The sequence below is a fragment of the Micromonospora sp. NPDC048063 genome (assembly GCF_043202855.1).
Lineage (GTDB): Bacteria > Actinomycetota > Actinomycetes > Mycobacteriales > Micromonosporaceae > Micromonospora.
This window is the reverse complement of record NZ_JBIDBG010000015.1, coordinates 89,421-113,640: the sequence shown is the minus strand read 5'-3', so window position 1 is coordinate 113,640 and position 24,220 is coordinate 89,421. Positions and strand designations below refer to the sequence as shown.

At 73.5% G+C, this 24,220-nt stretch carries 21 protein-coding genes; 11 read left to right on the top strand and 10 right to left on the bottom strand.

The window, feature by feature from the left end:
* The first annotated feature begins 74 nt into the window (after positions 1-74).
* Positions 75-1,256, top strand: a complete 1,182-nt coding sequence (locus tag ACGFZ2_RS28020) for a peptidoglycan DD-metalloendopeptidase family protein (RefSeq protein ID WP_393458603.1) — start codon at positions 75-77, stop codon at positions 1,254-1,256.
* A gap of 108 nt (positions 1,257-1,364) precedes the next feature.
* On the opposite strand, the gene ACGFZ2_RS28015 is transcribed toward ACGFZ2_RS28020, so the two are convergent.
* The 6 genes from ACGFZ2_RS28015 to ACGFZ2_RS27990 all read right to left on the bottom strand — a co-directional run bounded on the left by ACGFZ2_RS28015 (position 1,365) and on the right by ACGFZ2_RS27990 (position 8,446).
* Positions 1,365-3,752 carry a WD40/YVTN/BNR-like repeat-containing protein gene (locus ACGFZ2_RS28015; protein WP_393458600.1) on the bottom strand — a complete coding sequence of 796 codons (2,388 nt, stop codon included), beginning with the start codon at positions 3,750-3,752 and terminating at the stop codon, positions 1,365-1,367.
* Between the two features lie 135 nt (positions 3,753-3,887).
* On the bottom strand, positions 3,888-4,355 hold the full coding sequence (locus ACGFZ2_RS28010) for a hypothetical protein (RefSeq protein ID WP_393458597.1): 468 nt from the start codon (positions 4,353-4,355) through the stop codon (positions 3,888-3,890).
* Between the two features lie 17 nt (positions 4,356-4,372).
* Positions 4,373-5,254: a carbohydrate ABC transporter permease gene (locus ACGFZ2_RS28005; RefSeq protein ID WP_393458594.1), complete on the bottom strand. Its 882-nt coding sequence runs from the start codon at positions 5,252-5,254 to the stop codon at positions 4,373-4,375.
* Positions 5,251-6,261: an ABC transporter ATP-binding protein gene (locus ACGFZ2_RS28000; RefSeq protein WP_393458591.1), complete on the bottom strand. Its 1,011-nt coding sequence runs from the start codon at positions 6,259-6,261 to the stop codon at positions 5,251-5,253. Before ACGFZ2_RS28000 ends, ACGFZ2_RS28005 begins: the two co-directional genes overlap by 4 nt.
* Positions 6,258-7,559, bottom strand: coding sequence for an ABC transporter substrate-binding protein (locus ACGFZ2_RS27995; protein ID WP_393458588.1), 1,302 nt, complete (start codon positions 7,557-7,559; stop codon positions 6,258-6,260). Before ACGFZ2_RS27995 ends, ACGFZ2_RS28000 begins: the two co-directional genes overlap by 4 nt.
* Positions 7,556-8,446 (bottom strand): carbohydrate ABC transporter permease, encoded by an 891-nt coding sequence (locus tag ACGFZ2_RS27990; RefSeq protein WP_393458585.1) that lies wholly within the window; start codon positions 8,444-8,446, stop codon positions 7,556-7,558. Before ACGFZ2_RS27990 ends, ACGFZ2_RS27995 begins: the two co-directional genes overlap by 4 nt.
* A gap of 242 nt (positions 8,447-8,688) precedes the next feature.
* Between ACGFZ2_RS27990 and ACGFZ2_RS27985 the strand changes: the two genes are divergently transcribed.
* Complete coding sequence (locus ACGFZ2_RS27985; RefSeq protein WP_393458582.1) at positions 8,689-10,599, top strand: Xaa-Pro dipeptidyl-peptidase; 1,911 nt, start codon at positions 8,689-8,691, stop codon at positions 10,597-10,599.
* A 144-nt stretch (positions 10,600-10,743) separates the two neighbouring features.
* Here ACGFZ2_RS27985 and ACGFZ2_RS27980 read toward each other — a convergent pair whose 3' ends face one another.
* From ACGFZ2_RS27980 to shbA, 4 genes are all read right to left on the bottom strand, one after another.
* On the bottom strand, positions 10,744-11,973 hold the full coding sequence (locus tag ACGFZ2_RS27980; protein ID WP_393458579.1) for a PucR family transcriptional regulator: 1,230 nt from the start codon (positions 11,971-11,973) through the stop codon (positions 10,744-10,746).
* Between the two features lie 201 nt (positions 11,974-12,174).
* The gene (locus tag ACGFZ2_RS27975; RefSeq protein WP_393458576.1) at positions 12,175-12,645 is read right to left on the bottom strand and encodes a hypothetical protein; all 471 of its coding nucleotides are present in this window, start codon (positions 12,643-12,645) and stop codon (positions 12,175-12,177) included.
* Between the two features lie 252 nt (positions 12,646-12,897).
* Entirely contained in the window at positions 12,898-13,725 is an 828-nt protein-coding gene (locus ACGFZ2_RS27970) for an anti-sigma-D factor RsdA (protein ID WP_393458573.1), read from the bottom strand.
* Positions 13,722-14,300 (bottom strand): RNA polymerase sigma factor ShbA, encoded by a 579-nt coding sequence (gene shbA / locus ACGFZ2_RS27965; protein WP_393458570.1) that lies wholly within the window; start codon positions 14,298-14,300, stop codon positions 13,722-13,724. The genes ACGFZ2_RS27970 and shbA overlap by 4 nt, the downstream gene beginning before the upstream one ends.
* A 161-nt stretch (positions 14,301-14,461) precedes the next feature.
* On the opposite strand from shbA, the gene ACGFZ2_RS27960 reads away from it, so the two are divergent.
* Genes ACGFZ2_RS27960 through ACGFZ2_RS27920 form a run of 9 tightly spaced genes read left to right on the top strand, consistent with a single transcriptional unit; the run spans position 14,462 to position 24,211 of the window.
* Positions 14,462-15,469: an ABC transporter ATP-binding protein gene (locus tag ACGFZ2_RS27960; RefSeq protein ID WP_393458567.1), complete on the top strand. Its 1,008-nt coding sequence runs from the start codon at positions 14,462-14,464 to the stop codon at positions 15,467-15,469.
* Positions 15,466-16,227: an MlaE family ABC transporter permease gene (locus tag ACGFZ2_RS27955; RefSeq protein ID WP_393458564.1), complete on the top strand. Its 762-nt coding sequence runs from the start codon at positions 15,466-15,468 to the stop codon at positions 16,225-16,227. Before ACGFZ2_RS27960 ends, ACGFZ2_RS27955 begins: the two co-directional genes overlap by 4 nt.
* Position 16,228: 1 nt before the next feature.
* Positions 16,229-17,032 (top strand): MlaE family ABC transporter permease, encoded by an 804-nt coding sequence (locus tag ACGFZ2_RS27950; RefSeq protein ID WP_393458561.1) that lies wholly within the window; start codon positions 16,229-16,231, stop codon positions 17,030-17,032.
* A gap of 2 nt (positions 17,033-17,034) precedes the next feature.
* On the top strand, positions 17,035-18,321 hold the full coding sequence (locus ACGFZ2_RS27945) for an MCE family protein (RefSeq protein WP_393458558.1): 1,287 nt from the start codon (positions 17,035-17,037) through the stop codon (positions 18,319-18,321).
* The gene (locus tag ACGFZ2_RS27940; RefSeq protein WP_393458555.1) at positions 18,318-19,349 is read left to right on the top strand and encodes an MCE family protein; all 1,032 of its coding nucleotides are present in this window, start codon (positions 18,318-18,320) and stop codon (positions 19,347-19,349) included. The genes ACGFZ2_RS27945 and ACGFZ2_RS27940 overlap by 4 nt, the downstream gene beginning before the upstream one ends.
* Entirely contained in the window at positions 19,346-20,329 is a 984-nt protein-coding gene (locus ACGFZ2_RS27935; protein WP_393458552.1) for an MCE family protein, read from the top strand. The genes ACGFZ2_RS27940 and ACGFZ2_RS27935 overlap by 4 nt, the downstream gene beginning before the upstream one ends.
* Positions 20,329-21,579, top strand: a complete 1,251-nt coding sequence (locus ACGFZ2_RS27930) for an MCE family protein (protein ID WP_393458549.1) — start codon at positions 20,329-20,331, stop codon at positions 21,577-21,579. The genes ACGFZ2_RS27935 and ACGFZ2_RS27930 overlap by 1 nt, the downstream gene beginning before the upstream one ends.
* Entirely contained in the window at positions 21,576-22,985 is a 1,410-nt protein-coding gene (locus ACGFZ2_RS27925) for an MCE family protein (RefSeq protein WP_393458546.1), read from the top strand. The genes ACGFZ2_RS27930 and ACGFZ2_RS27925 overlap by 4 nt, the downstream gene beginning before the upstream one ends.
* Positions 22,982-24,211 (top strand): MCE family protein, encoded by a 1,230-nt coding sequence (locus tag ACGFZ2_RS27920; protein ID WP_393458543.1) that lies wholly within the window; start codon positions 22,982-22,984, stop codon positions 24,209-24,211. The genes ACGFZ2_RS27925 and ACGFZ2_RS27920 overlap by 4 nt, the downstream gene beginning before the upstream one ends.
* The last annotated feature ends 9 nt before the right edge of the window (positions 24,212-24,220 follow it).

Here is a 24,220-nt window from a genome sequence, read left to right as displayed (position 1 = left end):
TGTAGACAATGTTCTTGGTTCTGTCTATCGTCAGCACCACTTAGCGATGTCCTTCGATTTGAAAGAGGTCGTCAATGGTGCACATCAGACGATGGGCCGGCATTGCCACGGCCCTCCTGGCGACGGAACTCCTGGTCGCGGGCACCGCTGCGCACGCCGCCGCGCCCACGCCGGACCCGGCCCGGGCGAGCGTCGAGCAGGCCGTGACCGCCAAGCTGCTCGGGCAGGCCCGGGCCGCCGGCGAGGCACACGCCGAGGCAGCCGACACGCGGATCACCGTCACCCGCAAGAGCGGCAGATGGGCCTTCGGCACTGCCGTCGCCGTCACCTCCCACGAGGAGGACATCCACCCGACCGGCGCGATCTTCATCGCTCACGCCGAGGCCGGCGGGTGGCAGGTGAGCTTCGACGGCGAGGCGGAGTTCGGCGAGTTGGCCGCCGAGTCGCCCCTGGTCGGCAAGCAGGAGAAGGAGGTCTTCACCCGCACCCCGGGCACGATGTACGCGGGCGGCGACTACCGGACCGGCATGGCCCTACCGTTCGCGGTCGGCCAGACCTGGACACTGACCAGCGGCCCGCACGGCTGGGGCGGCTACGAGACGCCGTACAGCTCGATCGACCTCGCGGGCGGCGACGAGGTGGTCCGCGCGGCCCGGGCCGGCACGGCGTACACGATGTGCCGGGGGTGGATCCGGGTGATCCACGACCGCGGCTACTCCACCGACTACTACCACCTGTGGAGCAGCATCTCGGTCAACGGCGCCGCCGTCGGCCAGGGCGCCTACCTGGGCTACACGGGCACCGACGTCACCTGCGGCGGGGCCGCCTACGGCCGGCACGTCCACTTCGGGCTGCGGCAGAACAGCGCCTACGTGCCCATCGCCGGCCACGGCCTCGGCAAGTGGGTGTTCGAAAACGGTGCCTCGGCCTACCAAGGCGGCGCGCGGCACGGCTCGACCTGGCGGGGCGCCGGTAGCGCGATCTACAACTACGGCGCGCTGGGCTTCAACCAGGCGGTCGTCGACGCCAACGGCGGAGGCTCGCTGACCAAGCGGTCCGGCCCCGGCACCGGCTACGCCGTGCTCGGCTCGGTGGGTGACGGCGCGACGGTCACCGTCTCCTGCTCCGCCAACGGCACCTCCCACACCGGGCGGTACGGCACCACGTCGCTGTGGAACCGGCTCAGCGACGGCACCTGGGTCTCCGACGCCTACCTGTGGACCGGCGTGAACGGCCCGATCAGCGGCTGGTGCTGACCGGCCCGGTCTGACGGCAGTAAACGGGGCCTCCGCCATGTCGGGCGGAGGCCCCGCGCGTGTGCGGGGGCGGGAGTGCGACGCACACCCGCCCCCGCGTTCAGCGGGTCACGCCGCGCGGCACGAGGCGAGCACGCCGACCACGCCGACGCCCGGTTCGCGCAGCGGCAGCCGGGTCGACGCCGCCGGGCACCGCGGCACGGTGAGGTCGTGGACACCCCGTCCGAACGTCGCGGCGGTGAGCTGCCGGGTCGGCTCGTGGTAGCGCAGGTACATCACGGCCGCCGCCGGCAGTTCCCCGCCGAGGGAGGCCCACTCGCCGCCGTTCCACGCCGACACGAACACCCCGACGTCGGTGCCGACCAGCAACAGGCCGTCGGCGGTCGGCACCACGGAGTTGACCGGCGCGTCGGGCAGCCCCCCGCCGATGTCCGTCCAGGTGCGGCCGCCGTCGCGGGTCATCATGACGTGCGCGCGGTCGCTGCCGGAGCGGAACGCGGAGAACGTGGCGTAGGCGATGTTGGCGTCCGTGGGGTGCGCCGCCACCCGGGTCACCCACGTCCCGGGCAGTTGCGCGGGGTCGACCTGGGTCCAGGTGCCCCCGAGGTCGTCGGTCCACCACAGCCTGCCGTCGTCCGTGCCGACGTAGAGCTTGTCGCCGTCGGTGGGGGCCGCCGCGATCGTGGTGATCGTGCCCCACGGGTAGCCCGACGGGTCGTTCGGCCCGCCGCCGGTGAGGTCCGGGCTGATCGCCGTCCAGGTGCGGCCGTTGTCCGTCGACCGGTTGACGACGTTGCCCGCGTAGTACATGACGTCCGGGTCGCTCGGGTCGAACTGCAGCGGGGTGAGCCAGTTGCGCCGGTCCGAGGTCGTCTGGCCGGGGCCGATGGACTGGCGCGGCGCGGCGCCGGCGTTCTCCGAGCGGTAGCAGGAGCCGTACTGGCTGCAGCCGAAGACGATGTTCGGGTTCTCCGGATGGATGATCACCTGGAGGCCGTCGCCGCAGCCGATGGCGTTCCACGGGCCGCCCACGCCGTTGTAGCCACGGTTGCAGCCGTTGTCCTGGGCGCCGCCGACCTTCAGCGCCGGGTCGGTCTGCGCGACGTCCACCGTGTAGAACTGGGTGTACGGCTCGTACGTGGACTTGACCCAGCCGCTCACCCCGTTGGCGTCGGAGCGGTAGAAGCCGCCGTCGTTGCCGAGGTAGGCCCGGCCCGGCACCTTGGGATCCCAGCGCAGCACGTGCTGGTCGGCGTGCACGCCGCCGACGTTGCCGAAGCTCTGCCCGCCGTCGGTGGAGCGGCGCAGGTTGACCCCGGTGAGGAACACGTGGTCGGCGTCGGCCGGGTCGACGAACAGCTTGCCGAACCACCAGCTGAAGGTGGACTGGGACGCCTGGTTGGCGTTGACCGGGGTCTGCGTCCAGGTGTCGCCGCCGTCGTCGGAGCGGTAGAAGGCGCGGAACGGGCCGAGGGCGGTGCCGACGTACGCGTACAGCCGGTCCGGGTCGCTCGGGGCGAGGGCGAGACCCCAGCGGCCCTGGTCGGCGTCGGTCGGCAGCCCGGTGGTCATCCGCTCCCACGTCCGTCCGCCGTCGTCGGAGCGCCACAGGCTGGAGCCGGGCCCGCCGTAGGTGCGCTGGTGCGGCTCGCGCAGGTGGTCCCACATCGCCGCGTACACCCGGTTCGGGTTCCGCGGATCGATGAGGACCTCCGTCGCGCCGGTGGTGGCGTTCGGCGGGGCGAGGGCCTGCCGCCAGGTGTCGCCGCCGTCCTCGGAGAGGTAGACGCCCCGCTCGCCGCCCGGCACGAACAGGTTGCCGGCGGCCGCGGCGAAGATCCGGTCCTGGTTGCCCGGGTCGATGGCGAACCGGGCGATGGCGTGGCTGTTCGCCAGGCCGACGCGCTGCCACGTCCGGCCCCGGTCCCGCGACCGGTAGACGCCGTCGCCGCCGAAGGTGATCGAACCGCCGCCCGGCTGCGCCTCGCCCGTGCCGGCGAAGAGCACACCGTCGGTGGTCATCGCGACCGCGCCCATGCTCTGCATCCCACCGTCGGGCCAGGCCGGCTCGAAGGTGGCACCCGCGTCGGCGGAGCGCCAGATGCCGCCGGAGGCGGCGGCGATGAAGATCTGGTCGGCGACCTGCGGATCGACGGCGATGTCGACCACCCGGCCGCCGATGTTGCTCGGGCCGAAGAAGCGCCACTGCTCCCCGGCGAGGTCGCGGTAGGCGCTGCGGGTGCGGGCGGCGAGCTGGTTCGCCTCGCCGCGGGCCTTCGCGTACTTGGCGGCGGACAGGTCTGTGCTGCCGTCGCTGAGCCGCTGGGCGGTCATCCACTCGGCGGGCAGCTCCATCGGCCCGGTGGGGCTGCTGGTGGCCAGCGACTCCTCGCCGCGGGCCGACGGTATCGAGGTCGTCAACGCGGCCGCCGTCAGCAGCGCCAGGGCTGCTGCCACCGGCAGGACGCGTCTACCTCGGACGAGGGTGGGACTCATGCGGATCTCCCGTCCGTGTGCGGGTGCGACCGAGATCCGGTCGTGCGTCGCACGGTAGACAGCACGGTGACCGGCGTCACCCGGCAACTGTTGGGATTCCGGTCGTCGGGTTAGGACACCTGTCGAGCGCCGTCGCTATCCGCGCTGGAACTCCGGCAGTCCCGCGTCCTCCGAGTCCGGCCCCACCACCGCGGTCAGCGTGGTGCCGTCGGCGCAGAGCGCGCCGGCCCGCAGGTACATCCGCCGCTGCTGCGCCCGGGTCAGCACCTCGGCCTCGAAGACCTCGTCCTCGACGCGCAGCAGCTCGACGTCGGTGCGGCCCTCGTATTGGGCGCGTACGTCCAGCGGGGTCATCCGGACGGTGGCCTCGACCGTCGTCAGGGCGCCCTGCGCCACCACCGAGGTGACGCGCGCGCCGTCGGGCAGCACCAGGCCGGTGACCCGGGCGTCGACCTCCGGCTCGGTGTCCAGCGGCACCCGGTCGCAACTGGGCAGGTTCGCCAGCATCCCGGGGCCCCGCCCCGTCGCCTGCGGGGCGTCCGTCCCGCCGCAGGCGACGAGCAGCGGGATCGTGGCGGCGACCGCGAACACCCGGAGTCTCATCGCAGCAGGATGCCACCTCACCGCAGCACCCGCCAGCGGCGCACCATCAGCAGCAGGGCGGCGATGACGACCGCCGTGAGCGCCATCAGCGCCGTCGAGATGAGCGCGCCGTACGCGAAGCCGGAGAACTCGAAGGCCTGGTCGAAGATGTAGACGGGCAGGTAGAGCGTGGCGTTGGCGGGCCGGCCGTCGGTGAGCACGTACGCCGGGACGAAGTTCACCTGGAGGGTGAGGATCGTGTCCCGGACCGCCAGCAGCACCAGCACGGGAGCCAGCAGCGGCAGCGTGAGCCGGCGTAGCTGGCCGAGCGGGCCGCAGCCCTCCAGCGCCGCCGCCTCGTAGAGCCGGCCGTCGAGCATCCGGCGGGCGGCGAGGACGACGACGAAGCCCTCGCCGATCGGGAACGCCAGCATCAGGACCACCGCCACCCGTGCCGTGGTCGGGTCCGACAGCCAGGTGAAGCCGGGATGGCCGAACAGCCCGAGCACCTGGTTGAGCGGGCCGTAGAGCGGGTTGAGCACCCACAGGAACAGCACGGCCAGGGCGACGTCGGGGACGACCGTCGGCAGGTAGACCGCGACCCGGAACCATCGGCCGCCCGGCCGGGGGGCGGCGAGCAGCAGGCCGAGCCCCACGGCGGCGAGCAGCCGGACCGGCACGGCCAGCGCCACGTGCGTCAGGGACGCCTGCACGCTGTCGAGCAGGAAACCGTCGGCCAGCATCCGGCGTACGTTGGCCAGGCCCACGAACTGCGGGTCCCGGGTGAGCCCGGTGTGGTCGGTGAACGCGTACCCGACGTTGAGCAGCGCGGGCAGGGCGACCAGCAGCGCGACCGCTACGGCGTACGGGGCGAGGAACGCCCAGGCGGTGAGCTGCCGGCCGGCCCGGACCGCCTTCACCGGCGCCGCCCGGTGGCGGTGTCGAAGCGGTGGATCCGGTCCGGGTCGGGGCGTAGCCGCACCGGGTCGCCCGGCCGTACGCCCGGCCGCGGCCCGGTCCGCACGACGAGGCGGGTGCCGTCGGGGCACCGGGTCAGCAGGACGGCCTCGCTGCCGAGCGCCTCCACCGCCTCGACGGTCGCCTCGACCGGGCCCTCGGTGTCGAGCGCCAGGTCCTCCGGCCGTACGCCGAGGGTCACGCCGGGCTGGCCGCCCAGCGTGCCGCCGCCGGGCACCAGGTTCATCGGCGGGCTGCCGAGGAAGCCGGCCACGAAGGTGTCGGCGGGCTCGTCGTAGACCTGCTGCGGCGGCCCGACCTGCCGGATCCGGCCGCCGTCGAGGACGACCACCCGGTCGCCGAGGGTCATCGCCTCGGCCTGGTCGTGCGTGACGTGGACGGTCGTGGTGCCGAGGTCACGGTGCAGGGCGAGCAGGTCGGCCCGGGTGGCGAAGCGCAGCGGCGCGTCCAGGCTGGCCAGCGGCTCGTCGAGCAGGTAGACGCTGGGCTCGCGCAGCAGGGCGCGGGCCAGGGCGACGCGCTGGCGCTGCCCGCCGGACATCTCGTCGGGGTGCCGGTCGAGCAGGTCGGCGATCCCCAGCCGCTCGGCGGCGGCGTGGGCCCGCCGGTCGGCCTCGGCGCGGGGGACCCGGCGCACCCGCAGGCCGAACGTCAGGTTGCCGAGCGTGGTGAGGTGTGGGTAGAGGGCGTAGTCCTGGAAGACCATCGCCACGGCCCGCCGGTGCGGCGGCACCAGGGCGACGTCCCGGCCGTCGACCACGACCCGGCCGCGGTCCGGCCGGTCCAGCCCGGCGATCAGCCGCAGGACGGTGGACTTCCCGGAGCCCGACGGCCCGACCAGGGTGATCATCTCGCCGGCCCGCACGTCCAGGTCGATCCCGTCGACGGCGATGGTCCGCCCGTACACCTTGGTCAGCGACTCCAGCCGGATCGCCCCGCGTCCGGTCACCCGCCCGCTCCCGTCGGCAGGGCGAACAACGGCCGGCTCTGCTCCTCCAGCCGGCGCAGCCCCTCCTCGCGCCCGACCCGGCCGTAGAACACCTCCTCCAGCAGCGTGCCGGCCTCCCGTTCCACGCGGGACCAGGTGGCGGTGCGTGGGGTGGCGCGCAGGTGCGGCGCGGCGTCGAGGTAGACCCGCGACGACTTCGGCGGCGCGGCCGGGTCGAGGAACGCCGGTGAGTTGGCGACGTCGAGCCGGGACGGCACGGTGCGGCCGGACTCGGCCAGGATCCGCTGGCCGGCCGGGCCCATCGCGAACTCGATGAACCGCCAGGCGTCGCCGTGGTCGGGCAGGCCGGCGGCCATGCAGTAGGCGTCGCTGTGCAGGATCGACGCGGGCACGCCGCCCGGCGCGACCGGCAGCGGCGCCACGTCCCAGGTGAAGCCGTCGATGGTGCGCAGCGTCGGCACGGCCACCCGGCTGTTGAGGTACATGCCCAGGGTGCCGCGCAGGAACCGGGCCTCGCTCGACTCGCTCTGCTCCTCGGCGTCCGGCGGCACGACGTGGTGCGTGAGTTGCAGGTCGAGGAACCAGTCGACGGCCCTGCGGGTGGCCGGGTCCCGGGTGAGGGTCAGGGTGGTGGGGCGGGCCGGGTCGTCGACGAGCTCGCCGCGGTTGGACCAGACGAACGGCGCGAGCCGGGGCACGGACGGCTCCACGCCCACCCCGTAGCGGCCGTCGCGGGTCAGCGCGCGGGCGGCGCCCAGGAAGTCGTCCCAGGTCCAGCCGGCCTTCGGCAGCGGCACGCCGGCGGCGGCGAACAGGCCGGCGTTGTAGTAGACGACCAGCGAGGAGAGGTTCTGCGGCAGGCAGGTCAGGGCCTTGCCGTCGAAGCGGAAGGCGTCCAGCGCCTGGGGGCTGAAGTCGCTCTCCTTGAGCACGGTGCTGCGCTCCAGGTAGGACTGCGCCGGCTCGATCGCTCCCTGCGCGGCGAACTGCCCGTAGCGGCGGTAGTTGAGCAGGAACACGTCCGGCGGCCTGCCCCCGGCGAACGAGGTGGTCAGCCGGGCCATCAGCTCGTCCTGGCCGGCGACGGGGGAGAGGTTGACGTCGACGTCGCGGTGGGCCTCCTCGAACGCGGCCACCATGCGGCGGTAGCCGGCGACCTCCTCGGCGTCGCCGAACAGCACGACGGTGATGCCCGACGCGTCGTCGGCGCGGTCCCCGCCGCCGCAGCCGGCGGCGTAGCCGGCCAACAGGACGGCCATGACCAGGCCGATCCACCGTCGTGCCCGGGTGTTCGTCACCTGCGTCCTCCAGATCTCAGCGCGGCCAGGGGGTCGTCGTGCAGCAGGATCCGCTGGGCCAGCAGGAACACCAGCACGCACGGGACGGTCGCGACCACGCAGCCGGCCATCAGCAGTGGCCAGTCCGTGGGGTTCAACAGCCGCAGGAACTGCAGGCCGAGCGGATAGGTGTACCGGTCGCCGCTGTGCAGGTACAACAGCGGGTCGATGAAGTTGGACCAGTGGAACGTGAAGGCCAGCACGGCCACCGCGAGGGTCGCCGGGCGCACCTGGGGCATCGCGACGCGCCGCCAGACCGTCAGCCACCCGGCGCCCTCCAGGCGGGCCGCCTGGAGCTGGGTCTCCGGCACCCCGCCGAAGCTCCAGGCGTAGAGCAGCACCAGGAACGGGCTGCCGGCGAGCACCGCCGGGGCCAGCAGCGGGACGTACGTGTCGACCACGCCGGCCAGGCGGAACAGCTCGAAGCGGGTCGCCCAGACGGCGGTGGCCGGGACGAGCAGCACCGCCAGCAGGCCGAGGACCACCCGCCGACGGGCCGTCGGCGCGAGCAGCCGCAGCCCGAAACCGGTCAGCGACGCCACGGCGACGGTCAACGGCACGGCGAGCGCCACGACCAGCGCCGAGTTCGCCAGGTAGCGGAACAGCGGGATCAGCTCGGGCAGCCGGGCGTAGGCGGCCACCGTCGGCTCGGGCGGGAGGAGTTCGAGGGTACGCGGCGGGGGCAGGCCGGCGGGGCGCAGCGAGCCGACCACCATGAACCACAGCGGGGCGGCGAACAGCGCCGCGAACAGGGCCGGTACCACGAAACGCCCGATGATCCGCGGGATCGTGGCGCGACCCGACAACCGCACGTCGCCGAACCTATGGCCGGCGCGCCGTCCGGTCATCGGGCACCTGTTGGAATCGCGTGCCGCCGCCTCCTACGCCTGTCGTACGCCGACGGCGGCCGGCGGGGGCCGGGGTGCCTGCGACAGACGTAGGAGCCGGGGAGGCGCACCTGCCACACGTGTCCGATGACCGGCCGCGTTCCCATTCGTACGCTTCGATCAAGCTGATGGCCCGGCGACCTCCTGGTCCTCCCGCCGGAGCGCGGCGGGCCGACGGCGGGTGCCGGAACGGGAGGAGCGCGATGCGAACCACGAGAACCTGGTGGCGGGCGGCGGTGGTGGTCGTGGCGACCGTGGCCGTCGGCCTGCCGGCGGCCACCGCGACGGCGCGGCCCGCCGCGGAGAGCATCGGGCCGGTCGTCGAGGCCGGGGTCACCCAGCCGGTGTTCGGCTACGGCGACGCGATCCGCGAGCGGGTCTTCGTCACCTCCGACGTCGACACCGACGCCGACGGCGCGCGCGACGTCGTCGCGATGGACATCATCCGGCCCCGGGCCGGCGACGGGCTGCGCGTGCCGGTGGTGATGGACGCCAGCCCCTACTACTCGACGGTGTGCCGGGGCAACGAGGGGGAGTGCAAGGCCGACCTCGACGGCGACGGCCTCAACGACCGCTGGCCGCTGTACTACGACAACTACTTCGTCCCGCGCGGGTACGCGGTGGTGCTGCTGGACATGATCGGCACCAACAACTCGACGGGCTGCCCGGTCACCGGCGGCCGCGCCGACAACGTCAGCGCGCCGACGGCGATCGACTGGCTCAACGGCCGCCGCCCCGGCCGGGACGCCGCCGGCCGCGCCGTCGTCGCCGACTGGCACAACGGCCGGACCGGCATGATCGGCAAGTCGTACGACGGCACGCTGGCCAACGCGGCCGCGGCCAGCGGGGTGGACGGGTTGGCCACCATCGTGCCGATCTCGGCCATCTCCAGCTGGTACGACTACTCGCGCAGCAACGGCCTGGTCACCCGGGCCAACAACTACTCGGGCAGCCTCGCCAACACCGTCACCGACCCCGACCGCAGGGCGCACTGCGCGCCGGTGCGGGACCGGCTCGGGGACGGCGTCGACGACGTCACGGGCGACTACAACGACTTCTGGGCCGAGCGGGACTACGTGCCGCACGCCGGCCAGGTGCGTGCCAGCGTCTTCGTCGTGCACGGCCTCAACGACAACAACGTCCGGCCGGACCACTTCAGCACCTGGTGGAACGCCCTGGCGGCGCACGACGTCCCCCGCAAGCTGTGGCTGACCGGCACCGGCCACGTCGACCCGTTCGACTTCCGCCGCGCCAGGTGGGTGGACACGCTGCACCGGTGGTTCGACTACTGGCTGTACGGCATCGACAACGGCATCATGGCCGAGCCCGCGGTCGACGTCGAGCGCGCACCGGACGTCTGGGAGTCCCACGCCACCTGGCCGCTGCCGGGCGCCCAGCCGACCCAGGTGTTCCTGCGGCCCGGTGTCGACGGCGCGGCCGGGGGCCTGTCGGCGGGTCCGCACCCCGGCAACGCCTCGGCGACGTTCCAGGACACGCCCTCGATGAGCCAGACGAACGCCATCCGGCACCCGTCGGATCCGCTGGCGAACACGGAGAACCGGCTGGTGTTCCTGTCCGCGCCGCTGCGGGCGCCGCTGCACGTCTCCGGCTCGCCCGTGGTGAAGATCAACGCGTCGGTCGACGGCACGGACACCAGCTTCGCCGGCCTGCTCGTCGACTACGGGACGCGGCCGAGGTTCAGCACCTCCGGCGACGGCATCCGTACCCTGGCCGGGGAGGACTGCTGGGGCGGCGAGGCCACCTGGGGCGGGCACGCCGAGGAGGCCTGCTACCGGCAGACGGAGAAGACCGTGGCCAGCAACCCGCAGGAACTGGTCACCAAGGGCATCCTCGACGGCCACAACCTGACCTCGCTGACCGCGTCGACACCGCTGGTGCCCGGCGTCAAGACGGCGGTCGACGTGCGGCTGCTCCCCGAGGACTACGTCTTCGACGCCGGTCACCAGATCGGCGTGGTCCTGCTCGGCTCGTACTCGGGCTACAGCAGCCGGGCGAAGCAGAACCGGGCCGACATCACCGTGCACTTCGACCGCAGCCGGATCGAGCTGCCCGTCGTCGGCGGCCGGCCGGCGGCGGTGCGGGCCGGCCTGTAGGAGGCCCGGGGACGGGACGCGCGGTGCGCCGGGCGTCCCGTTCCGCCCGTCGCCACCGGGCCCGCGTCCCGGCGGGCCGCTCGGCCGCAGCCCTCCGCCCGGCCTTGGCGCGGCCTCGGCCTTCCGGCCGGTCTCAGCGGGGCCTCAGCCCTCCGGCCGGTAGTGGCCGGTGAGTCGGCCCAGCTTCAACGCCAGGTGCAGGCAGAGTCGCTCGTTGCCGTCCTTCAGGTCGGTCTCGGCGAGTTCCTCGATCCGCTGCAGCCGGTAGTACAGGGTGGTGCGGTGCAGCCGCAGCTGCTCGGCGGTGGCGTGGGCGTTGCCGGCCAGGTCCAGATAGCGTTCCAGGGTGTCCAACAGCACCGGGTTCGCCTGCTCGCGGAGCAGCCGCTCCAGCCCCGGGTGCACGTCGGCGATGTCGAGGTGCCGGTCGTCCAGTCGCGACAGCACCCGGTAGATGCCCAGGGCGGACCAGGAGACCACGCGGCCCAGGGCGGGCAGCCGGACGCCCACCCGGGCGGACTGCAGCGCCTCCGCGTACGACCCGACGGCGTCGGCCAGGCCCGAGCGTGCCTGCCCGACGCCGACGACGGTGCGCTCGACCGAGGCGAGCCCACGGATCGCCTGCTGGAGGTTGTCGTCCAGGAGTTTGGCGGCGACCTCGGGGGAGGGGCGGCCGGCCCCCCGGTCGCCGCAGAGCAGCAGCACGCCGTGGTCGTCGCGCACCACGTGCAGCGCCTCCCGGGTGCCGATCCAGCGCCGGGTGCTGACCAGCGCCTGCTCCAGCGCGAAGCGGGCCGTCTCGTCGGGCGCCTGGCCGCCGGGCGTGACGAGCTGCGCGACGAGGGCGGTCGCCGGCCCGTCCCCGACGATGAGTCCGGCCTCCCGCAGCGCCCGCACCGACCGGTCACGGGTCGTCTCGTTGTCGGACAGCAGCGTGCGCGCCGCCTCCGTCTCGCGTCGGGAGGCCAGCTCGCCGAGCAGGTTCTCCCGGTAGAGCGCCAGCGACAGCTCGCTCACCAGCCCGGTGGCCTCGATGTCCGCGCCGGTCATGGTGCCGTCCGGGTCGATGAACCACACGAAGCCCAGGAGCAGGTCGTGGTGCCGGACGGGCACGCAGACCCGGGGCAGGAGGTCGAGTTCCTTCGACGGCGGCGTGCGCACCGGCTCCCGGGCCTCCAGGATGCCGACATCGCGGAACCAGGCCATCACCTCGGGCGTGGTCTGCCGGCGCAGGATCGACGCCTTGCGGACGTCGTCCATCAACCCGGTGTGTTCGCTGTAGACGACCAGGCGCTGACGCCGGTCCTCGATCAACGCCGGACGCCCGACGTGGGCGGCGAGAGCGTCGACGATGCGCTGCAGCTCACCCTGCATGTGCTCCTCCGGTCGCCCGACCCGCGCCACCGGTGCCCCGCACGGGCGTGCGCCCTGTCCGTGGTGTCTCCGTGCCGCCTCGAATCGTTTCCTCGTCGACCGGACTCGATCATGATCTGACCAGCTCGTCAATGGATGAGCGCGGTCGGTGGTCCTTCTCGTTACAACGGCCGCTGTGCGGCGTCCCGGCGGCGGTGTCGATCACCTTGTGCAGGTGCTGCCCCCGGTCCGCGGACCGGGCGAGGAGCGCCGCCGCGTCGGCCTGGCCGCCGAGCAGGACCGTCCGTCGGGGCCGTGCGGCCGGCGCGGCCGATCGGGCGCGGGATCGGGGTGCCCGGAGCGGGGATGCCCGCGGACGAAGGCCAGTGCGTCGGTCACCGAGGCGGTGGCAGCCGCCACCCCATGCCCCACCAGCGCGTGCAGCGGCGTGAACGGCGGACGCGGCCGGCCGGGCGGCGCGTCGGCGACGAAGACCGCCCACAGTCGATCGCCGGTGCGGCTCCACGCTGACACCTGGACCACCTCCCGGTGCACGTCCCCCACCCGGAACGGACCCTCGGACGACACGCTGCAGTCCCAGTCGGCCTCGTCGATCGCGCCGACCACCGCCCGGAACAGGCCGGGCAGCCGGGCGGCGGGGTCAGGGTGCGGGTCAGGCAACAACAGGATCACCCCATCCTCGGTAGTGCGCAGTGATCGAGGGCCGCCATCGAACGAGGGCGCTCCCATGTTGTTGTCGGCACGGCGCCGCGATTCGTAACAGCCTTCGGGTATGACGAATCACACAGAAACCGGTCCCTGCCCTTGCTGGCTCGGGAGATCGACGGCGGCAGCGCACGCTGACCGGAGCCCGCCATCCCCGGCTGCTGCCTGAGCCCGGCAGCCGGCGTGGGCGAGCGGCCATGCCGCCGCTCGGGCCGGCGCCTAGCCCAGGATTCGGCCGGTGGGGAGGGGCAGCTCGGGCAGGGGTGGCAGGCGCGTGGGCGGACCCGGGTCCGGCCGCAGTGTGGGCAGCCCCGGCAGGGGGACGACGAGGCCGGGGGCGGGGGATCCGTCAGGGGTGGGTTTCTCGGGCTGCGACGGGGCGGGCCGGGTGGGTGTCGTCGGCCCACCGTCACCTGTGGGCGCCGGGGGCGAGGCGGCCGTCGACGGCGCGGCGGGCGTCGCCACCGGTTCGGGCAGTGCGTGTTGCAGGGAGTCGAGTTCCGCACTCAGACGGCGGACGGCGGTCGGGTCGTCGATCGCGGCGAGCTCTGTCCGCGCCTCCTCGATCAGGGCCCGGGCCTCGTCCACCCGTCCTGCGGTGGCGGCGGTACGGGCGCGCTGGATGGTGCGTTCGACCAGGCGCACGTCCGCCTGTTCCGGATAGAGCAGCTTGGTCAGGGACCACAGGGGGCTGGTCGGTCCGGCGTGCCTGCTCCCCACTCCGAGTCCGGTGGAGATGACGACGACCGCGATGACGGCGGCGGCGAGGCGCAGCACGCCCTGGCCCAACATGGCCGGCCGGGCCCTCCTCGTCGGCGCGGCGTCGACGGCGGGCCGGAGGGCGTGGTTGTCTTCGGCGGCGGGCCGGGGGCGGTCGTCATCGTCGTCGACGGCGTAGACCTCGGTGCGCCAGGCAGCCAGCATTGCGGCGAGGTCGTCGCCGGCCGGCCCCGGCTCGCCCCGGCCGAGGGCGTCGAGCAGTTGGTCGTCCCGGGCGATCGTCGCCAGGTCCAGCTCCTCGCGGCCGTCGCCGCTGTGCTCGCTCATGCCGCCACCTCGTCGAGTGTGTCGCCTGCCAGGGTACGGAGGCGGGCCAGGGCCCGGGACTGGCTCACCCTGACGGCGGCGGCGGACATGCCGACGATGGTGCCGACCTCCTCGGCGGAGAGACCGACCGCCACCCGGAGGAGGACGATCTCCCGCTGCGCGTCGGGCAGGCGGTCGAGCAGCACTGACAGTCGGCGGGCGAGGTCGGTCGCCACGGCCTGCTGCTCCGGCCCGGGCTCGGCGTCCGGACGGTCGAGAGGCGTGTCGGTGACGGTGACGGAGGCTGCCCGTACGGCCGCGCGCTGCGCGTCGGTCACCTTGTGCCCCGCGATGGCGTAGACGAACGCCGCGAAGGGCGTGCCCTGCTCCCGGTAGCGGGGCAGCGCCCGCAGCACCGCGAGGCAGATCTCCTGGGCGACGTCGTCGGCGGTCACGTACGCGCCGCCGATCCGGCCCAGCCGCGCGCGGCAGTATCGCACCAGCCCCGGACGGACGTCGCTGAGCAGCGTCGCGACGGCTGCCCGGTCGCCCTGGGCAGCCCGGCGGACGAGCTCGGGCTCGATCGTTGTGGTCATCGCGTCGCGGAACACCTTCGTTACCTGCGGATTACGGCACGCTATCGAGCCCGACGCTGTTTGCCTAGCGCACGTTCCGTGCCCGGGGCCCGTCGGAAAGTAGTTGTTACGGTCGGGTCGGTCGCGGCGATGTCCCCAGTAGGCAGTCAGGGGAGGCAACCGTGGGCGTCGAGGTGACGGTGCAGGGGCTGACGAAGTCCTTCGGCAGCCAGCCGGTCTGGTCCGACATCAGCCTGACGCTGCCCGCCGGAGAGATCTCGGTGCTGCTCGGCCCGTCCGGCACCGGCAAGTCGGTCTTCCTCAAGACCCTGGTGGGGCTGCTGCGACCGGACCGCGGGGACGTCTGGATCGAGGGCAACAACCTTCCCCGGCTCTCCGAGCGGGATCTGTACGAGGTGCGCAAGCTGTTCGGGGTGCTGTTCCAGGACGGCGCACTGTTCGGCTCGATGACCATCTACGACAACGTCGCGTTTCCGCTGCGCGAGCACACCCGCAAGTCCGAGTCCGAGATCCGTGCGGTGGTCGACGAGAAGCTCGACATGGTCGGTCTGGTCGGCGCGGAGAAGAAGCTGCCCGGCGAGATATCGGGCGGGATGCGCAAACGGGCCGGGCTGGCCCGGGCGCTCGTCCTCGACCCGCAGATCGTCCTGTTCGACGAGCCGGACTCCGGGCTCGACCCGGTCCGCACCGCCTATCTGAACCAGCTCATCGTCGACCTCAACCAGCGGACCGAGGCGACGTTCCTGATCGTCACGCACGACATCAACACCGCGCGTACCGTGCCGGACAACATCGGCCTGATCTACCACGGGCACCTGGCCATGTTCGGGCCCCGGGAGATGCTGCTGTCCAGCACCGAACCGGTGGTGCGGCAGTTCCTCAACGCCCAACGGATCGGCCCGATCGGCATGGCCGAGGAGAAGGACGCCGAGGAACTCCAGGCCGAGGCCCGCTCCGGTGCGGAGCTGCCGCCGCTGCCACCGATTCCCGCCCAGCTGCAACCCTCCGACGGCCGGCCGCGCCGCGCGGAACGGCCACCCGGGCAATGGTGCCGGGAGCACGGCGTCGCCCCGCCGCCCGGGTCCTTCGAGGACCGGTCTGTCGCCGATCCCTCGCCGGCCGGGCGGTTCGCGCGCTGGCGCGAGCAGGACCGGCAGGCGCCGCGATGAGGACCGTCATGCGCGAGTCCGGGCACTTCTTCGCGTTCTGCCTGGACACCCTGCGCGGCATCGGACGGCGGCCCGTGCAGGTCCGGGAGTTCGTCCAGCAGGCGTGGTTCATCAGTTCCGTGTCGATCCTGCCGGCGGCGCTCGTCTCGATCCCGTTCGGCGCGGTCATCGCCCTGCAGCTCGGCTCGCTCGTCCGTCAGCTCGGCGCGCAGTCGTTCACCGGGGCCGCGTCGGTGCTCGCCGTCGTCCGCGAGGCCGGGCCGATCGTGACCGCGCTGATCATCGCCGGCGCCGGCGGCTCAGCGATCTGCGCCGACCTTGGCTCCCGCAAGATCCGCGAGGAGCTGGACGCGATGCGGGTGCTCGGCATCGATCCGATCCAGCGGCTGGTGGTGCCCCGGGTGCTCGCCTCGATGCTGGTCGCCGTCCTGCTCAACGGGCTGGTCAGCGTCGTCGGCGTGAGCGGCGGCTACCTGTTCAACGTGGTCATGCAGGGCGGCACCCCCGGCGCCTACCTGGCCAGCTTCCAGGCCCTGGGTCAACTGCCCGACCTGCTGGTGGGGGAGGTGAAGGCGCTGCTGTTCGGCGCCGCCGCCGCGCTGGTCGCCGCGTACAAGGGGATGACCGCCAAGGGCGGCCCGAAGGGGGTCGGCGACGCCGTCAACCAGAGCGTCGTCCTCACGTTCATGCTGCTGTTCGCGCTGAACTTCGTCGTCACGGCCGTCTACTTCCAGGTCGTACCGCAGAAGGGGACGTGACGTGTCGGTGCTGCGACATCTCGACGACCTGGGCGGGCAGCTCGCCTTCTACGCGCGGGCCGTGGTCTGGGCGCCGCGCACCGTCCGGCGCTACAAGCGCGAGGTGGTGCGGCTGCTGGCCGAGGTCAGCTTCGGCAGCGGCGCCCTCGCCGTGCTCGGCGGCACCGTCGGCGTGATCTGCTTCCTGACCTTCTTCACCGGCACCGAGGTCGGCCTGCAGGGCTACCAGGCGCTGAACCAGATCGGCAGCAGTGCCTTCACCGGCTTCATCTCGGCGTACTTCAACACCCGGGAGATCTCACCGCTGGTGGCGGCGCTGGCGCTGTCGGCCACCGTGGGGTGCGGGTTCACCGCCCAGCTCGGTGCGATGCGCATCTCCGAGGAGGTGGACGCCCTGGAGGTGATGGCGGTGCCGTCGCTGCCGTTCCTGGTCACCACCCGGATGATCGCCGGGTTCGTCGCGGTCGTCCCGCTGTACGTGGTGGGCCTGCTCTCCAGCTACCTGGCCACCCGCACCATCGCGGTGTACTACTTCGGACAGTCGGCCGGCACGTACGACTACTACTTCCATCTGTTCCTGCCGCCCGAGGACGTCCTCTGGTCCTTCGGGAAGGTGCTGGTCTTCAGCGTGATCGTGGTGCTGGTGCACTGCTACTACGGCTACACCGCCAGCGGCGGACCGGCCGGCGTCGGCATCGCGGTCGGCCGGGCCGTCCGGCTGGCCATCGTCGCCGTCAACATCGTCGACTTCTTCCTGTCGCTGGCCATCTGGGGCGCCACGACCACCGTCCGGATCGCGGGGTGAGCATGAGACATCGCATCCTCGGCATCGTCTTCGTCGTCGTGGTGGCCACGGCGCTGACCGCCGCCGTCCTGCAGTACCGCCGGGCCTTCACCCCGACCGCCTGGGTCACCCTGCACACCGACCGCGCCGGGTTGCAGCTCGGCGACGGCGCCGACGTGAAGGTACGGGGGGTGCTCGTCGGCGACGTGCGCTCGGTACGCAGCGACGGGGCGGGCGCGACCCTCCGGCTCGCGCTGGACCCCGCCCGGACCGCCCGGATCCCCGCCGACGTCAGCGCGCGCCTGCTGCCCAAGACGCTCTTCGGCGAACGCTACGTCGAACTCGTCCCGCCGGCGGCGAGCACCGCAGGGCCGATCCGCGACGGCGCGGTCATCGGCCAGGACCGCAGCCACACGGCGGTGGAGCTGGAACGGGTCCTCGACGAGGCGCTGCCCCTGCTCCAGTCGATCCGCCCCGACCAGCTGGCGGCCACCCTCGGGGCCCTGGCCACGGCGCTGGAGGGGCGGGGCGAGCAGCTCGGGGCGAACCTGACCCGACTGGACGCCTACCTGCGGCAGCTCAACCCGGCCATGCCGGCCATCGCGGAGGACGTCCGCGCCCTCGCCGTCGTGGTGGACAGCTACGACGCGGCACTGCCCGACCTGCTGGCGCTGCTGCGGGACGTGACGGTCACCGCCCGGACCGTCACCGACCAGCGCACCCAGCTGGCCGCGTTCCTGGCCCAGAGCACGGACACCGCCGAGGTCACCCGGGGTTTCCTCGGCCGGCACGGCGACCAGCTCATCCGGCTCGGCGCGGTCAGCCGGCCGGTGCTCGAACTGCTCGCCACCTACGCGCCCGGGTATCCGTGCCTGATGAGCGGCCTGGTCGCCCTGCAACCCCGCGTCGAGGAGGTCTTCGCCGGCGGGCGGATGCACATCACCCTCGAGGTCACCCGCGACGGCGGCAAGTACGAGCGCGGCCGCGACGAGCCGGTCTACGGCGCGGACGGCGGCCCGCACTGCCACGGGCTGCCCCGGCCCGCCCGGCCGGCGCCGGAGGTGCCGGTCGACGACGGGTACGACTACTCGGGCGCCCGGAACCCCGTCCCGCTGCCCGTCGGCGTGGCGGCCCCGCCCCCGGCGGCCGCGGCGTCCCCGGCGATGGGGCGGGCCGCCACCGGCGAGGAACGGGCCCTCGTCAAGCCCCTCGTCGGCGCCGTCACCGGCACCCCGCCCGCCGAGGTGCCCGACATCGCGGTCCTGCTGTGGGGGCCGCTGCTGCGCGGAGCGGTGGTGAACGCCCGATGACCGGAAAGACGACGCTGCCGCTGGTCAAGCTGGCCGTCTTCGCCGCCGTGACGCTGCTGCTGACCGGGCTGCTCGCGCAGACCCTCGGCGCCTTCCCGACCGACGGCGTGACCTACCGCGCCCGCTTCACCGACGCCACCGGCCTGCTGCCCGGCGACGACGTGCGTATCGCCGGGGTCCGCGTCGGTAGGGTCAGCGACATCCGGGTCGTCGACGACACGGTCGCCGAGGTGTCCTTCACCGTCCGCGACGAGGTGCCGCTGGCCACCAGCGTCCGTGCCAAGATCCGGTACCGCAACCTGGTCGGCCAGCGCTACCTGGCGCTCGCCGAGGGGCCGGGGGACCGCCGCCCGCTGCGGCCGGACGGCCTCATCCCCGTCGGCCAGACCACCCCGGCGCTGGACCTGACGGTGCTGTTCAACGGCTTCCGGCCGTTGTTCACCGCGCTCGACCCGGCGGACGTCAACAAGCTCGCGTACGAGATCATCCAGGTGCTCCAGGGCGAGGGCGGCACGGTGGCCAGCCTGCTGCGGCGCACCGCCTCGCTCACCAACACCCTCGCCGACCGCGACGCCGTCATCGGCCGGGTCATCACCAACCTCAACACCGTCCTGGCGACCCTCGCCACCCGGGACCGCGACCTCGACCGCGCGATCCAGCAGTTGCAGCAGTTCGTCTCCGGGCTGGCCACCGACCGCACCGCCATCGGCGAGGCGCTGGTCAACCTCGGCGACCTCACCGGCGCGACATCTTCACTGCTGCGGGAGGTGCGGCCGCCGCTCGCCGCGGACGTCCGCGCCCTCGACCAGCTCGCCGGCACCCTCAACCGCAACTCGGCTGTCATCGACAGCACCCTCGGCCGGCTCCCCCAGCGCTACGAGTCCCTGACCCGGGTCGCGTCGTACGGGTCCTGGTTCAACTTCTACCTCTGCGATTTCGACGGGCGGGTGGCCGCCGCCGGCCAGACGCTCGACCCCGTGACGTTCAGCGCGCCGGCCGCCCGGTGCGCCACCGGAGGCACCCGATGAAACCCTTCCGCGAACGCAACCCGGTGGTCACCGGCACCGTCGGGTTGACCCTGATCGCCGCGACGCTGCTCGGCGCCTTCCAACTCGACCGGCTGGCCGCGCTGACCGGCCGCGCCTACCAGGCGGCCTTCTCCGACGCCAGCGGTCTCGCCGTGGGCAACGAGGTGCGGGTCGCCGGCGTACGGGTGGGCAAGGTGACCGCCGTGGAACTCGCCCGCGACAGCCGGCCGTACGTGCGGATCCGGTTCCGGGTCGACGACGACGGCGTACGCATCGGCGACCGCACGGGCGCGACGATCCGGATCAAGACCGTCCTCGGCCAGAAGTACCTGGCGCTGTCCCCCGCCGGGGCCGGCCGGCTGCCCGAGGGCGGGCAGATCCCCCTGGACCGCACCGCCGCGCCGTTCGACGTGGTGCAGGCGGTCACCGGGCTCGCCGACACCCTCGACAAGGTCGACACCGACCAGCTGGCCGCCGCCTTCGCGACCCTGTCCGAGACGTTCGCCGACACCCCCGCCAGCGTCAGCTCCTCCCTGGTCGGACTGTCCCGGCTCTCCCGGACCGTCGCCGAGCGCGATGCCGAACTCCGGTCGCTGCTGACCCGGGCGCGGCAGGTCACCGGCGTGCTCGCCACCCGAGACGAGGAGTTCCGCAAGCTGGTCACCGACGGCGGGGCGTTGCTGGCCGAGGTGAAGCGCCGCCGCGACGCCATCCACAAGCTGCTCGTCGGCACCGACCAACTCGCCACTCAGCTGTCCGGTCTCGTCGCCGACAACCGGGCCAGGCTCAACCCCGCGCTCAACCAGCTGCGCAAGGCGGTCGCCATCCTGCAGCTCAACCGCGACGACCTGGAGCTGACCATCGAACGGATGGGTCCCTTCGTCACCGCGTTCGCCAACGTGGTCGGCAACGGCCGGTGGTTCGACTCCTACGTGCACGGGCTGGTGCAGCCCTACCAACCCACGACCGGAGGCCGATGATGCCGGGGCCCGTACGGCGATGGCGACGCCCTATCGCCGCCGCGACCGTCCTGCTGACCGCCGTCGCCGCCGCCGTGGTGACCGTGCGGTCCGACCCACCGCACCGCCGGCTGGTCGCCCACTTCACCCGCGCCGTCGGCGTGTACCCGGGCTCCGACGTGCGGGTGCTCGGCGTCCGGGTGGGCGAGGTGGTCTCGGTGGCCCCGCAGGGGCGCACGGTGCGGGTGACGATGGCGTACGACCCGGAGGTGGACGTCCCCGCCGACGCGCAGGCGGTGATCGTCCCTCCCAGCGTCGTCAGCGACCGCTACGTGCAGCTCACCCCCGCCTACACCGGCGGGCCCGCCATCGCCGACGGCGCGGAGATCCCGCTGGCACGCACCGCCGCGCCGATGGAGATCGACGACATCTACCAGGCGCTGGACGAGTTCAACCGCGCCCTCGGACCGCAGGGGGCGAACGCCGACGGCGCCCTGTCCGGCCTCGTCGCCACCGGCCGCGCCAACCTCGAAGGCAACGGCGCCCACCTGAACGAGACCCTCACCGGGCTGTCGCGCGCCCTGTCGACACTCGCCGACGGGCGGCAGGACCTGTTCGGCTCGGTGGTCAACCTACAACGGTTCACCACCACCCTGGCCCGCAGCGACCAGCAGGTGCGCGCCTTCAACCAGCAACTGGCCGACGTGGCGCAGCAGCTCGCCGGGGACCGCGACGAACTCACCGCCGCCCTGCGCAACCTCTCCGTCGCGCTGGCCGACGTCACCACCTTCGTCCGGCAGAACCGCACCGTGCTCACCGCCGACGTGGCCGCGCTGGCCGACATCACCCGCGTGCTCGTTCGCCAGCAGCAGGCGGTCATCCAGATCCTCGACGTCGCGCCGCTCGCGCTGAACAACCTCGCGCTCGCGTACAACCCCCGCTCGGGCACCCTCGACACCCGCGCCAACGCGACCGGCCCGTACGACCCCGCCGGCTTCGTCTGCTCGCTGCTGGTGGACCAGTTGCCGGCGGCGAAGGTGCCCGCGAAGTGCCACGCCCTCGCCCAGACCCTGCACGCGCGCAAGCTGCCGATGACCGACCAGCTACGCAAGCTGCTCAAGCTGCCGCCCGGCGCCCCGGTGGCCGGCCCGGTCCCACCGGGTGGCCCGCCCTCCCCGGCACCCGGCGCGCCGGTCACCCACCCGGCGCCGGGCGGCCCCGACCTCGCCCCCGACCTGACCCTCGGCGGGATCCTGCGGGGGCCGGCGTGAGCGCCCCGCTGCGCCGCGCCCTGGCCGCCGCCGTCGTCGCGGTGCTGCTGCCCGCCGGGTGCGGCCTGCCCGAGGTGACCGACCTGCCGCTGCCCGGCGGGGCCCCCGATGGGACCGGCTACCGGGTGACGGCCGAGTTCACCGACGTGCTCGACCTGGTGCCGCAGGCCGCCGTCAAGGTCGACGACGTCACCGTCGGCAGCGTCGAGAGGATCTCGCTGGCCGGGTGGACCGCCCAGGTGACCCTCCGCATCGACCGCGAGGTCAGGCTGCCCGCCAACGCCACCGCCGCCGTCCGGCAGAGCAGCCTGCTGGGCGAGAAGTACGTGACCGTCGCGACGCCGTCCACCGAACCGGCCCGCGGCCGGCTCGCCGACGGCGACGTCATCCCGCTGGCACGCACCGCGCGCGGCGCCGAGGTCGAAGAGGTGCTGGCCGCCCTCGGGTTGCTGCTCAACGGCGGCGGACTGGCCCAGCTGCGCACCATCAACCAGGAGTTGGCGAAGGCGCTCGAAGGCCGCGAACCGGCCGTCCGCGACTCACTGCGCCGGCTCGACACCTTCATCGGCGGGCTGGAACGGCAGAAGACCGACATCGTCCGGGCAGTCGAGGCGCTCGACCGGCTGACCGGGCGGTTGGCCCGACAGCGACAGGTGGTCGGCGACGCCGTCGAGTCGCTCGCTCCCGGCCTGACCGTCCTCAACCGGCAACGCGCCCAGCTGACCAAGGCGCTGACCGCCCTCGGCGAACTCGGGCGGGTCGGCACCCGCGTCGTCGAGCGCAGCCGCGACGACACGCTGGCCAGCGTACGGGCGCTGCAACCGATCCTGGAGCAGTTGGTCCGCGCCGGTGACGACCTGCCGAAGTCACTGGACTTCATGCTGTCCTACCCGTTCCCGCCCAACGTCACCGGCGCGATCGTCGGGGACTTCGTCAACCTCTCCGTCACCGCCGACCTGGACGTGGCGAGCATCCTGGCCAACCTGCTCGCCGCCGCGCCCGCGCCGGGCGGCCCGGCGGCCCCGCCGACCGGCCCCGCCGCCCCGCGGCCACCCTCGGCCGGTGGACCGGCGACGCCCGGAGCGCAGCCAGGCGCGAATCCGCTGCCCGAACTCCCGCTGACGAAATGCCTGCCCGACCCGAAGAACTTCCCGGCGACCTGGACGCCGCCGAAGGACTGTCTGCTGCCGGAGGGCTGCGTCCTGCTCAGGCCCGGCTCGCGGGTGCCCGTCGGCGGGCTGATCCTGCCGAAGGGGCTGGTGCCGCCCGGCACCGCCTTCCCCGCCGGGACCGAACTGCCCGCCGGCACGGTCCTGACCGCGCAGTGCGTGCTGCCGGCGACCGGGGCGATCACCGGCCAGATCGGTGACCTGCCGGACGTGCTCGGAGGGGGACTGCTGCCGTGATCGGACGTGGCACGACACTCAAGGTCCTCGCGTTCGTGGTGGTCAGCCTGCTCGGCATCGCCTACGTCGGCGTGCGCTACGTCGGCCTCGGCGACCGACTGCTCGGTAGCGGGTACGTCGTCCACCTCGACCTCGCCCGCGCCGGCGGCATCTTCCCCAACGCCCCGGTCACCTACCGCGGGGTGCCCGTCGGCCGGGTCACCGCGGTCGCCCTGCACGGTGACGGCGTCCGGGCGGACCTGCGCATCGAGCGGGGCGTGCGGGTGCCCGAGGACCTGCGAGCCGTCGTCGCCCAACGCTCCGCCGTCGGTGAGCAGTACGTCGACCTGCGCCCGGACCGCGACACCGGCCCGTACCTGCGCGACGGCTCGGTGATCCCCACCCATCGCACCGGCGTCCCGCTGGCACCCGAGGTGCTGCTGACCAACCTGGACGCCCTGGTCCGGTCGGTCGGGCCCGAGGACCTGACCGTCCTGATCACCGAACTGGGCGCCGCGTTCGAGGGCAACGAGCGCGCGTTGGCGCGCATCCTCGACGCCGGCGACGCGCTGCTCGCCGACGCCACGGCCGCCCTGCCCCAGACACTGCGGCTGATCGAGGACGGCCGTACCGTCCTCGCCACGCAGGCCCGGTCTGCCGAGGCGCTGCGGCGGTGGGCGGCAGGGCTCGCCCAGCTCGCCGACGCCGTCCGGTCCGCCGACCCCGACCTGCGCCGCCTGCTCGCCAACGGGCCGCCCGCCGGCGAGGAGCTGGAGGCGCTGCTGCGCGGGCTGGAACCCACCGTGGGCACCCTGCTCGGCAACCTGGTCACCGTCAACGGCATCGCCGTCCGGCGGCTCGCCGGCATCGAGCAGCTACTGGTGGTCTATCCGATCGCCGTCGCGGGCGGCTTCACGGTCACACCCGGCGACGGCACCGCCCACCTCGGCCTGGCCGTGAACGTCAACGACCCGCCGTCCTGCGTGTACCGGGGCGGCGGGCGGCAGTGCAGCCCGCAGGACCGGGCGGCCGGCGCGGGGGTCCGTGGGTCCGCCAACGCGCCGCGGCCCTCCGGCGCCGATCCCGCCCCGGCGCCCGCCCCCGACTCCGCCGGCTACGACCCGGCGACTGGCCTGGTGCTCGGCGCCGACGGCCGGCCGCTGCAGTTCGGCGGCACCGGCGGCCAGTACCGGACGGCGGGAGACCAGTCGTGGAAGCAGTTGCTGCTCGCCGGGGTGACCCGGTGACCGGCGGAC

What these genes read in the sequence shown, in the direction of transcription:
- ACGFZ2_RS27985 (WP_393458582.1), top strand. Translation starts at nt 8,689, where the DNA reads ATGCGAACCACGAGAACCTGGTGGCGGGCGGCGGTGGTGGTCGTGGCG.
- ACGFZ2_RS27990 (WP_393458585.1), bottom strand. Translation starts at nt 8,446, where the DNA reads ATGACCGGACGGCGCGCCGGCCATAGGTTCGGCGACGTGCGGTTGTCG.
- ACGFZ2_RS28015 (WP_393458600.1), bottom strand. Translation starts at nt 3,752, where the DNA reads ATGAGTCCCACCCTCGTCCGAGGTAGACGCGTCCTGCCGGTGGCAGCA.
- ACGFZ2_RS27970 (WP_393458573.1), bottom strand. Translation starts at nt 13,725, where the DNA reads ATGAGCGAGCACAGCGGCGACGGCCGCGAGGAGCTGGACCTGGCGACG.
- shbA (WP_393458570.1), bottom strand. Translation starts at nt 14,300, where the DNA reads ATGACCACAACGATCGAGCCCGAGCTCGTCCGCCGGGCTGCCCAGGGC.
- ACGFZ2_RS27935 (WP_393458552.1), top strand. Translation starts at nt 19,346, where the DNA reads ATGAAACCCTTCCGCGAACGCAACCCGGTGGTCACCGGCACCGTCGGG.
- ACGFZ2_RS28010 (WP_393458597.1), bottom strand. Translation starts at nt 4,355, where the DNA reads ATGAGACTCCGGGTGTTCGCGGTCGCCGCCACGATCCCGCTGCTCGTC.
- ACGFZ2_RS27945 (WP_393458558.1), top strand. Translation starts at nt 17,035, where the DNA reads ATGAGACATCGCATCCTCGGCATCGTCTTCGTCGTCGTGGTGGCCACG.
- ACGFZ2_RS27940 (WP_393458555.1), top strand. Translation starts at nt 18,318, where the DNA reads ATGACCGGAAAGACGACGCTGCCGCTGGTCAAGCTGGCCGTCTTCGCC.
- ACGFZ2_RS27930 (WP_393458549.1), top strand. Translation starts at nt 20,329, where the DNA reads ATGCCGGGGCCCGTACGGCGATGGCGACGCCCTATCGCCGCCGCGACC.
- ACGFZ2_RS28020 (WP_393458603.1), top strand. Translation starts at nt 75, where the DNA reads ATGGTGCACATCAGACGATGGGCCGGCATTGCCACGGCCCTCCTGGCG.
- ACGFZ2_RS27980 (WP_393458579.1), bottom strand. Translation starts at nt 11,973, where the DNA reads ATGCAGGGTGAGCTGCAGCGCATCGTCGACGCTCTCGCCGCCCACGTC.
- ACGFZ2_RS27955 (WP_393458564.1), top strand. Translation starts at nt 15,466, where the DNA reads ATGAGGACCGTCATGCGCGAGTCCGGGCACTTCTTCGCGTTCTGCCTG.